The 10,293-nt window shown below is 72.3% G+C and carries 10 protein-coding genes; 8 read left to right on the forward strand and 2 right to left on the reverse strand.

The genetic code is table 11. The features are described 5' to 3' along the window. Positions 1 to 1,211 (reverse strand): cytochrome P450 family protein (locus GKQ77_RS19345; RefSeq protein ID WP_219690175.1); only part of this gene is annotated, 1,211 nt, incomplete at its 3' end. A gap of 134 nt (positions 1,212 to 1,345) precedes the next feature. Between GKQ77_RS19345 and GKQ77_RS19350 the strand changes: the two genes are divergently transcribed. The 8 genes from GKQ77_RS19350 to GKQ77_RS19385 all read left to right on the forward strand — a co-directional run bounded on the left by GKQ77_RS19350 (position 1,346) and on the right by GKQ77_RS19385 (position 9,736). Further along, a complete protein-coding gene (locus GKQ77_RS19350; RefSeq protein ID WP_219690176.1) occupies positions 1,346 to 2,179 on the forward strand; it encodes a M55 family metallopeptidase in 834 nt (277 codons plus the stop codon). After that, positions 2,172 to 3,548 (forward strand): M20/M25/M40 family metallo-hydrolase, encoded by a 1,377-nt coding sequence (locus tag GKQ77_RS19355; protein ID WP_219690177.1) that lies wholly within the window; start codon positions 2,172 to 2,174, stop codon positions 3,546 to 3,548. The genes GKQ77_RS19350 and GKQ77_RS19355 overlap by 8 nt, the downstream gene beginning before the upstream one ends. A 26-nt stretch (positions 3,549 to 3,574) precedes the next feature. Continuing rightward, positions 3,575 to 5,560: an LpqB family beta-propeller domain-containing protein gene (locus tag GKQ77_RS19360; RefSeq protein ID WP_219690182.1), complete on the forward strand. Its 1,986-nt coding sequence runs from the start codon at positions 3,575 to 3,577 to the stop codon at positions 5,558 to 5,560. Next, positions 5,557 to 6,498, forward strand: coding sequence for a S66 peptidase family protein (locus GKQ77_RS19365; RefSeq protein ID WP_219690178.1), 942 nt, complete (start codon positions 5,557 to 5,559; stop codon positions 6,496 to 6,498). The genes GKQ77_RS19360 and GKQ77_RS19365 overlap by 4 nt, the downstream gene beginning before the upstream one ends. Positions 6,499 to 6,655: 157 nt before the next feature. Then, complete coding sequence (locus GKQ77_RS19370; protein ID WP_258021573.1) at positions 6,656 to 8,452, forward strand: CocE/NonD family hydrolase; 1,797 nt, start codon at positions 6,656 to 6,658, stop codon at positions 8,450 to 8,452. 121 nt (positions 8,453 to 8,573) lie between these two features. Continuing rightward, on the forward strand, positions 8,574 to 8,819 hold the full coding sequence (locus GKQ77_RS19375; protein ID WP_219690179.1) for a LapA family protein: 246 nt from the start codon (positions 8,574 to 8,576) through the stop codon (positions 8,817 to 8,819). Continuing rightward, positions 8,816 to 9,130: a hypothetical protein gene (locus tag GKQ77_RS19380; RefSeq protein WP_308117716.1), complete on the forward strand. Its 315-nt coding sequence runs from the start codon at positions 8,816 to 8,818 to the stop codon at positions 9,128 to 9,130. Before GKQ77_RS19375 ends, GKQ77_RS19380 begins: the two co-directional genes overlap by 4 nt. Positions 9,131 to 9,172: 42 nt before the next feature. Then, complete coding sequence (locus GKQ77_RS19385; RefSeq protein ID WP_219690180.1) at positions 9,173 to 9,736, forward strand: GNAT family N-acetyltransferase; 564 nt, start codon at positions 9,173 to 9,175, stop codon at positions 9,734 to 9,736. On the opposite strand, the gene GKQ77_RS19390 is transcribed toward GKQ77_RS19385, so the two are convergent. Beyond that, positions 9,725 to 10,066, reverse strand: coding sequence for a DUF6204 family protein (locus GKQ77_RS19390; RefSeq protein ID WP_219690181.1), 342 nt, complete (start codon positions 10,064 to 10,066; stop codon positions 9,725 to 9,727). The genes GKQ77_RS19385 and GKQ77_RS19390 overlap by 12 nt on opposite strands. Positions 10,067 to 10,293: the final 227 nt, after the last annotated feature.

Raw genomic sequence — 10,293 nt, forward strand, 5'->3', positions numbered from 1 at the left:
GGCAAGGACCGGTGTCCGTTGCTGATCAGTGACGGCAGCGGCCGCAACTCCGCCACCGGCACCGCGAGTTCGATCTCCGGGAACCTCTCGAAGAGGGCCCGCAGAGCCGTGGTCACCTCCAGGCGGGCGAGCGGGGCGCCCAGGCAGAAGTGCACGCCGTGACCGAAGGCCAGGTGTTCCTTCGAGGGGCGGGTGGCGTCGAAGCGGTCGGCGGTCGGGCCGTGCCAGTCGGGGTCGCGGTTGGCGGCGCCGTAGGAGGCGAGGATCGCCTCGCCCTTGGCGATCGCCTGCCCGTCCGGCAGGGGGATGTCCGTGACGGCGAAGCGCAGCGGCAGGTGCTTGACGGCGGGCTCGTGCCGCAGGGTCTCCTCGACGACGTCGTTCCAGTCGGCGCGCCCGGCCCGCAGATGCGCGAGCTGCTGGGGGTCCGTCAGGAGGGCGGTCACGGCCTGGTCGATGACGTTGACCGTGGTCTCGTACCCGGCGCTGATCATCAAAAGGAGCGTGTCGCGCAGCTCGGCATCGGTGAAACCGCTCCCGTCACCCTCGTCGTCGCGCGCGGCGATGAGCAGGGAGGTCATGTCGTCGCCCGGCTCCGGTTCGGCGCGCTTGGCCGCGATGAGCCGGTCAAGGGCCTCGTACAGGGAAGCGGCGTTCGCGGCCGCCTGCGCGGCGGTGAGGGTGGTGGAGAAGACGTTGTCGACCAGGCTGCGGAAGCTCTCGCGGCGGCTGTCGGGGACGCCCATGAGGCGGCCGATCACCGCGATCGGCAGCGGGTAGGCCAGGTGCTCGCGCAGATCCACGCTCTCCCCGGCCGGGCGGGAGGCGAGCGCGTCGAGGAGCGAGTCGACGATTCCCTCCACGGCGGGGCGCATGGCCTGGACGCGCCGGGAGCTGAAGGCCGGGGCGACCATGCGGCGCAGGCGGCGGTGGTCGTCGCCGTAGGCGGTGAACATGTTGTTCACCGCCACCCACAGGGCCAGCGGCCAGGTCGGCACGGCCTCCGCGAACTCCGGCCAGTGGGCACGCGCGTCCTTGGAGACCTGCGCACTGTTCAGGAGCTGCTTGAGCAGCCGCGGGTCGCTGATCGACCACGCGGTCACGCCGAGAACGTCCACACGCGAGGCGGGCCCCCGGGCGCGCAGCGCCTCGTGCTCGGCGTGGTGGTCGGAACTGGCGGGATCCAGGACGAGTATGGACTGTTCGGGCACGAGGGCTCCTTCGGAGAGGGCTGGGACGGGCGTCCCTCTACACTCACGCTGCGGCGTAGCCCGGCAACTGATGTCGACGGGTGATGTCAGTGTGAGCTGTTTGCGGCTCAGACCCGAGGGGATGGTGGAAACTTGTGAAGATCCTCATCAGCGCCGACATGGAGGGCGCCACGGGCGTGACCTGGCCCGCCGACGTGCTGCCGGGCTCCGCGCGGTGGGAGCGCTGCCGGACGATGTTCACCTCGGACGTGAACGCCGCCGTGCTCGGATTTTTCGACGGCGGCGCCGACGAAGTACTCATCAATGAGGCGCACTGGGACATGCGCAATCTGCTCCTGGAGGAGCTGGACGAGCGGGCCCAGATGCTCACCGGCCGGCACAAGTCGCTGTCCATGGTGGAGGGCGTGCAGCACGGCGACGTGGACGGCATCGCCTTCCTCGGCTACCACGCGGGCGCCGGCATGGAGGGCGTCCTCGCACACACCTACCTCGCCAACCAGATCACCGGCGTCTGGCTCAACGGCGTACGCGCGAGCGAGGGGCTGCTCAACTCCCATGTCGTCGCCGAGTACGGCGTCCCCGTGGTGCTCGTCACCGGCGACGACCTGGCCTGCGAGGACGCCCTCGGCTACGCGCCCGGCGCGCTGAAGGTCGCCGTGAAGGACCACGTCTCGCGGTACGCCGCCGTCTGCCGCACCCCCGCCCGCACCGCCGCCGACATCCGCGCGGCGGCCAAGGACGCCGCCGCGCTCGCCGTGCGCCATGAGCCGGTGGTGGGCGGCCCGTTCACCGTGGAGGTCGAGTTCGACGCCGAGCATCTGTCGATGGCCTCGACCATCGTGCCGGGAGTGCGCCGTACGGGGGAGCGCAAGGTCGCGTACGACAGCGAGACGATGTACGAGGGGATCCGTACCTTCAAGGCGGTTACGACGATCGCCTCCGCCGCCGTGGAGGAGCAGTATGGCTAGCCAGCAGCAGGACCAGGACCAGGACCAGGAGCAGGAGCCGGGGCATCGGGCCCCGGTGGACGCGCGGGCTCTCGACGAGGTCGTCGCGTTCACCTCCGAGCTGATCCGCATCGACACCACCAACCGCGGCGGCGGCGACTGCCGCGAGCGCCCCGCCGCCGAGTACGCCGCCGAACGCCTCGCCGACGCCGGCCTCACCCCGACACTCCTGGAGCGCACCCCGGGCCGTACGAACGTCGTCGCCCGCATCGAGGGCACCGACCCCGGCGCCGACGCGCTGCTCGTCCACGGCCACCTGGACGTCGTACCCGCCGAGGCGGCCGACTGGAGCGTGGACCCGTTCTCCGGAGAGGTCCGCGACGGCGTCGTCTGGGGCCGCGGCGCGATCGACATGAAGAACATGGACGCGATGATCCTGTCCGTCGTACGGAACTGGGCGCGCGCCGGAGTGCGGCCGAGGCGGGACATCGTCATCGCCTTCACCGCCGACGAGGAGGCCAGCGCCGAGGACGGCTCGGGGTTCCTCGCCGACCGGCACGCCCCGCTCTTCGAGGGCTGCACGGAAGGCATCAGCGAGTCGGGCGCCTTCACCTTCCACGACGGGCGCGGCAACCAGCTCTACCCGATCGCGGCGGGGGAGCGCGGCACGGGCTGGCTCAAGCTGACCGCGCGCGGCAAGGCGGGCCACGGCTCCAAGGTCAACCGCGCCAACGCCGTGAGCAGACTGGCCGCCGCCATCGCCCGCATCGGCGAGCACCGCTGGCCGGTGCGGATCACCCCGACCGTGCGCGCCTCACTCGTCGAACTCGCCGCGCTCTACGGCCTCGAACCCGACCCCGAGGCACCCGGCTTCGACGTCGACGCGTTCCTGGAGAAGCTCGGCCCGACCGCCGCGCTCGTCGAGGCGACCGTCCGCAACAGCGCCAACCCGACGATGCTCCAGTCGGGTTACAAGGTCAATGTGATCCCTGGGGAGGCCGTGGCCTACGTCGACGGCCGCTTTCTGCCCGGCGGCGAGGAAGAGTTCCGCCACACGCTTGACCTGCTCACAGGCCCTGACGTCGACTGGGAGTTCCACCACCGCGAGGTGGCGCTCCAGGCGCCGGTCCACTCGTCGACGTACGCGAAAATGCGGGCGGCCGTCGAGGAGTTCGCACCCGAGGGGCACGTCGTGCCGTACTGCATGTCGGGCGGGACGGACGCCAAGCAGTTCTCGCGGCTCGGCATCACCGGCTACGGCTTCTCGCCGCTGAGGACACCGGAGGGCTTCGACTACCAGGCGCTCTTCCACGGAGTCGACGAGTGCGTCCCCGTCGACGCGCTGCACTTCGGCGTCCGTGTCCTCGACCGCTTTCTGCGCACGGCCTAGGAAAAATGGGGGAAGTAAAGGACATGATGCAGACCCGGCCGTACGGATCATGGCCGTCGCCGATCGACGCCGAGCTGGCCGCCACCCACGACGGCGCTCCGGGGTACGTGGGCTTCGTCGGCGCCGAGGCGTGGTGGACCGAGCCGAGGCCCATCGAGGGCGGGCGCCGCGCGCTGGTGCGGCGGCTGCCCGACGGCGAGGAGCGCTCGGTGCTGCCCGCGCCGTGGAACGTGCGCAGCCGCCTCGTCGAGTACGGCGGCCGCCCCTGGGCCGGGGCCGACCGTCCCGAGGGCCCGCTGCTCGTCTTCGTGAACTTCACCGACCAGCGTCTGTACGCGTACGAGCCCGACGCCCCGGACGCCGTGCCCCGCGCGCTGACCCCGCTCTCGTCCGTGGGGGGCGGACTGCGCTGGGCCGACCCGGTGCCGCGCCCCGAGAGCGGTGAAGTCTGGTGTGTCCTCGAGGAGTTCACCGGCGAGGCGCCAACCGACGTGCGCCGGGTCATCGCCGCGGTGCCGCTCGACGGGTCGGCGGCCGAGGACCGCGCCGCCGTGCGTGAACTGTCCGACGGCGCCCACCGGTTCGTCACCGGGCCCCGCGTCTCCCCGGACGGCGCCCGCGCGGCCTGGATCGCCTGGGACCACCCCCGCATGCCGTGGGACGGCACGGAGCTGATGCTCGCCGAGGTGCGCGGCGACGCCACCTTCGGCGCCGCACGCACCTTCGCGGGCGGGCCCGAGGAGTCCGTCGCACAGGTCGAATGGGCGCAGGACGGACGACTGTTGTTCTCCAGCGACCGCACCGGCTGGTGGAACCTGTACCGCGCCGCCCCCGACGACCCAGGTCACGTCCAGGCGCTGTGTCCGCGCGAGGAGGAGTTCGCGGGCCCGCTGTGGCAGGTCGGCCTCAACTGGTTCGCGCCCCTGGAGAGCGGCCTGATCGCCGTCGTGCACGGCAAGGGCGCCACCGCCCTCGGCATACTCGACCCCGAGACCGGCGAGGTCGTCGACGCGGCCGGCCCCTGGACGGAGTGGGCATCGACCCTCGCCGCGCACGGCACGCGCGTACTCGGCGTCGCCGCGAGCCCGCGCAGCGCGTACGAAGTCGTGGAACTGGACACGGGCACCGGCCACGCCCGCGTCGTCGGCGCCGCCCACGACGACCCGGTGGACCCCACGTACTACCCCGAACCCCAGATCCGCGCCTTCTCGGGCCCGGCGGGGCGCACCGTGCACGCGCACATCTACCCGCCCCACCACCCCGGCCACACCGCGTCCGACGACGAGCTGCCGCCCTACGTGGTGTGGGCGCACGGCGGCCCCACCGGCCGCTCGCCCCTCGTGCTCGACCTGGCCATCGCCTACTTCACCTCGCGCGGCATCGGCGTCGCGGAGGTCAACTACGGCGGCTCCACCGGCTACGGCCGCGCCTACCGCGACCGGCTGCGCGAGCAGTGGGGCATCGTGGACGTCGAGGACTGCGCGGCCGTCGCCCTCGCCCTCGCCGACGAGGGCACCGCGGACCGCGCCCGGCTCGCCATCCGGGGCGGCAGCGCGGGCGGCTGGACCACGGCCGTCTCGCTGACCACCACCGACGTGTACGCCTGCGGGACGATCATCTATCCGGTGCTCGACCTCGCCGCGTTCGCCTCCGGGGAGACCCACGACCTCGAATCGCGCTACCTGGACTCGCTCGTCGGACCGCTCGACGAGGTGCCCGGGCGGTACGGGGAGCGTTCCCCGCTGGAGCACGCCGACCGCGTCACCGTCCCCTTCCTGCTCCTGCAAGGGCTCGACGACGTGGTCTGCCCGCCCGCGCAGTCCGAGCGGTTCCTCGCCCGGCTGGAGGGGAGCGGCATCCCGCACGCCTACCTCGCCTTCGAGGGCGAGGGGCACGGATTCCGCCGCGCCGACACGATGGTCCGCGCCCTGGAGGCCGAACTCTCCCTGTACGCCCAGGTGTTCGGGATCGATCTGGCGGGGCCCGTGCCGGCCCTGGAACTCGGCAAGTGAGGGCCCTCGCCCGGCCCGCGCGCCTCATACCCGGCGCGCGGGTGGCCGTCGTGGCGCCGAGCGGACCCGTCCCGCCGGACCGGCTCGAAGCGGGCCTCGACATCCTGCGCGGCTGGGACCTGGAACCCTTCGCCATGCCCCATGTGCGCGATGTGCACCGGGAGTTCGGCTACCTCGCCGGGAGCGACGCCGACCGCGCCCGTGACCTGGAACGGGCGTGGTGCGACCCGTCCGTGGCCGCCGTGTTCTGCGCACGCGGCGGGTACGGCGTCCAGCGCATGGTGGACCTCGTCGACTGGGCCGCGATGCGGGACGCGACCCGGACGGCCGGGCCCAAGGTGTTCCTCGGCTACAGCGACATCACCGCGCTGCACGAGGCGTTCGCCACCCGCCTCGGCCTCGCGACCCTGCACGGCCCGATGACCGCGGCGGTGGACTTCCTCAAGAACGCGGCGGCACAGGAGCACCTGCGCACCACCCTGTTCACCCCGGAGGCCGCCCAGGTCATCACCGCGCCGCGGCACGCGAGGGCGCTCGTCGGCGGCCGCGCCCGGGGCGTCACGCTCGGCGGCTGCGTCTCCCTGCTCGCCTCCGATCTCGGCACACCGGGCGCGCGGACGTCCGCGCGCGGCGGCCTGCTCTTCCTCGAGGACATCGGCGAGGAGCCGTACCGCCTGGACCGGACCCTCACCCAGCTCCTGCGCTCCCGCTGGCTGGAGGGCGTCGCCGGGATCGTGCTCGGCTCGTGGCAGGAGTGCGGCCCCTACGACGAGGTGCGGGCGCTCTTCGCCGACCGGCTCGGCGGGCTCGGCGTGCCCGTGGCCGAGGAGTTAGGGTTCGGGCACTGCGACGGGGCGCTGACCGTGCCGTTCGGGGTGCCGGGGCAGCTGGACGCGGACGCGGGCACGGTGACGCTGGACGTACCGGCGCTTGTCTGACGCGCGCCGACCGCCATCCGCAGGCCTTCGGGGCGGGCCCCTGCACGGAATCTCCCGACAGAAACCGCCGTCACGGCCGTTGACCGTGCTCTGACACGTGTCACACCATGAGCGGGGCCGGTACTACCAGTCGGTAGCCCTCAGCGTGGAGGTTCCCTTGTCCCGTCGCCGTGCCCTGACCCTCGCCGCAGCGGCAGCGCTCGCCGCGCCGCTCGCCGTCGCCGCGCCCGCCCCCGCGAACGCCTCCGCGGATGCCTCCGCCGCCGGAGCGGGGGGCGAATTCACCGTCACCGCGCTGAAGTTCACCGTCGAGGCGGGCGGCCGCAGCTGCACGGTCGACGCCGACCTGTACCGCCCCGCCGGGGTGGACGCCGCGCACCCCGCGCCCGCGGTGCTCTCCACCAACGGCTTCGGCGGCAGCAAGTCCGACGCGTCGACCGCCGCGGCCGGCAAGGCCTTCGCGGCGCGCGGCTATGTCGGGCTCGTCTACTCGGGCCTCGGCTTCGGCAAGTCCGGGTGCCTGATATCGCTCGACGACCCGCGGATCGACGGCAAGGCCGCCTCCGCCCTCGTCGACTTCCTCGCGGGTGAACGCGCCGCCGACGACGGCACGAAGGTGGACTACGTCACCGCCGACGGCGAGGGCGACCCGCGCGTCGGCATGATCGGCGGCTCCTACGGCGGGGCGATCCAGCTGGCGACCGCCGCCGTGGACCACCGCGTCGACGCCCTCGTACCGATGATCACCTGGCACGACCTGGCGTACTCCCTCGACCCGAACAACGCCGCCGACCGCGAGGTGCCCGGCGCCGCCAAGTGGCAGTGGATGAACGGCTTCTACCTCATCGGCGAGGGCCAGCCGCTGCTCGTCCCCAACCTCGACCCGTCCCGCATCAACCGGCTGGACTGCCTGCACTTCGTCACCAAGGCCTGCGAGACGATCCGCACCCTCAACTCCGGCCGCTATCCGGCGGACCGGACGAAGGAACTCCAGGAGTTCGCGCGCGGCGTCTCCCCGGTGTCGTATCTGAGCGAGGTGAAGGCGCCGACGCTCCTCGTGCAGGGCCAGGCCGACAGCCTCTTCAACCTCAACGAGGCCGAGGCGACGTACAAGACGCTCAAGGCGCAGGGCACCCCGGCGAAGATGATCTGGCAGTCCTGGGGCCACAGCGGCGGCGTGCGGGACGCGGCGTCGGGCGAACTGAACCTGGAAGCGGGGAACTTGGAGTCGTCGTACGTCGGCCGGCGCATCCTCGCCTGGTTCGACCGCTACCTCCACCTGAAGAAGGACGTCGACACCGGCCCCGCCTTCGCGTACTACCGCGACTGGATCGACGACCCGGCCCATACGTACGCGACCGCGTCCCAGCCGCCCGCCCTCAACCGCAAGCTGTACCTCTCCGGAGACGGCAAGCTCGTCGACGACCGCGCGAAGGTGGCGCGCGGCAGCCGCGAGTACCGCAACTGGCTGATCCCCACGAGCCATTCGGAGTCCTCGCTCGCCGGCATGCTCGGTCTGCCCGACCCCGCCCCGTACGACACCAAGGGCACCTACCTCGACTGGACGACCGAACCCTTCACCGACGCGGTGGACGTGGCCGGCGCCCCGAAGGCGACCCTGAAGGTGCGCTCGCCGCGGACCGAGCGCGTGCAGCACTCCGGGGACGCGGCCGACAAGCTGGTCCTCTTCGCCAAGCTGTACGACGTCGCGCCGGACGGCACGAAGACCCTGGTCCACCGGCTCGTCTCGCCCGTGCGGGTACCGGACGTGACGAAGCCGTTCACCGTCTCGCTGCCGGGCATCGTGCACCGCTACGAGAAGGGCCACCGGCTGCGCTTCGTGGTGGCGGCGAGCGACGGGGCGTACCTCGGCAACAAGGGCGTCAAGCCGGTCACGGTCACCAGCGAGCCCCGGGACACCGGCGTCCTGGAGCTGCCCGTGGTCGGCCGCTGACGTCACCCGCATGGCCCACCGCCCCACCCCGGAGGCACACCCACCGCGCGCGAACCCGGTCCGGCCGCCCATGCTGGTGCCGGGGGAGGCCGGACGTACCTCCGACGGAAGGGTCCACATCATGAGCCCCAACACCTCCACGGGCGGCTCGAGGAGCCGCGGCACGGGCGGCGGGCTGATGACACCCGGCAGGGTCGCCGTCGCCGCCGTCGCCGTCCTCACCCTGGTCTTCATCTTCGAGAACACCCGCAGCACCAAGATCCGGCTGCTGATCCCCGAGGTGACCATGCCGCTGTGGATGGCCCTGCTCGGCACGGGACTGATCGGCGCCCTGTGCGGGGCCTACTTCATCGGGCGGCGCAAGTGAGGGCGCGGTTCCGGCGGACGGGCGTGATCGCGGGCGGCGCGCTCGCCGCGACCGTCATGACCGTCACCACCGCGACGGCGGCGGGCCCGCCGATGCCGGAGTTCCGGGGGCGGGGCCTGGCGCACGTCTTCTCGACGCTCGACTACCGCACCCGCGTCGACGTCCATGACGTCAGCGGCTACCACCGCACCGTGCTGTGGCCCCTCAACTGGAAGGTGTGCTCCCAGTCCCCGGCCGCGGGCCGCCCGCTCAACGGGCAGGCGGTCACGATCGGCGTCGTGAAGAAGAGCGAGCGGTGCCCCGGCAAATGACCCCAAGGCCAGCCCGCCCCGCCGCCCGGATAACGTGACCCGATGCCCGACAGCACCACATATCTCGCCGAAGGCCCCCGCGTGGGCATACGCCACTTCGCCGCCGCGGACTCCGCCGAGTTCACCGCCCGTACGCGCGAGAGCCGCGAGCTGCACCGGCCCTGGCTCTTCCCGCCCGCCTCGGACGACACCTATCGCGCGTACGCTGCGGCGCTGCACGACGATCCGGCCAGAGCGGGCTTCCTCGTGTGCGAGCGCGACAGCGGGGCCATCGCCGGATTCATCAACATCAACAACATCGTCCGGGGCGGCTTCCGCAGCGGGGCCCTCGGCTACGGCGCGTTCGCGCACGCCGCGGGGCGGGGTCTCATGAGGGAAGGGCTCGGGCTCGTCATGGCCCACGCCTTCGGGGAGCTGGGGCTGCACCGCCTCGAGGCCAACATCCAGCCGGGCAACGCGCCTTCGATCGCCCTCGTGCGCGGCCGGGGCTTCCGCCTGGAGGGCTTCTCGCCGGACTTCCTCTACGTCGACGGGGCCTGGCGCGACCACGAACGCTGGGCCGTCACCGCCGAGATGGTGCCGGAGGCGGACGGCTCAGCGGCGTGACGGCTTGCGGTTGATCTTCATGGTGTCCATGTCCGTCACCGTCGACCGCAGCTCCCGGAAGCCGTGGCCCGCCTCCCTCAGCCGCGTCTCGGCCATCTCCTCGGCGAGCGCCCCCGCCATCTCCTCGCCGTCCTCGGCGTCCGAGAGCAGTTCGTAGCGGAGCGAGAAGTGCTTGAGCGCGCGGTCGTAGGTGAGGGTGCCCTCGGGGGTGAACTTCATCTGGGTGAGGCCGTGTTCGTCGACCTCCGCGAGGAGCGCCGCGCGGGACGCGTCCGTCAGCTCGTCCCAGGTGCCCCGGACGATCACTCGGTAGGTGTGCTGCGTGCTCATGTCCTCGCGCTCTTCTCTCTCGCTTGCGGGCCCACGGCCGAAGGCGGCCGTCGAAAGATCCAGCGTACGGCGCCTTTCGAAGACGCGGCGTACGGCGCCTCCGAGGGCGGCGTCCTTGGGAGGTCTTTGCGCAATCCTGACCCGAAGGCCCCCTGGGCGGCGCCTCCGTGACCGTGTTGCATGGTGATCGTGAAGACCACCGTGCGCCGTGACGAACTGACCCTGCC

The sequence above is a fragment of the Streptomyces anatolicus genome, from assembly GCF_019400875.1.
GTDB lineage: Bacteria > Actinomycetota > Actinomycetes > Streptomycetales > Streptomycetaceae > Streptomyces > Streptomyces anatolicus.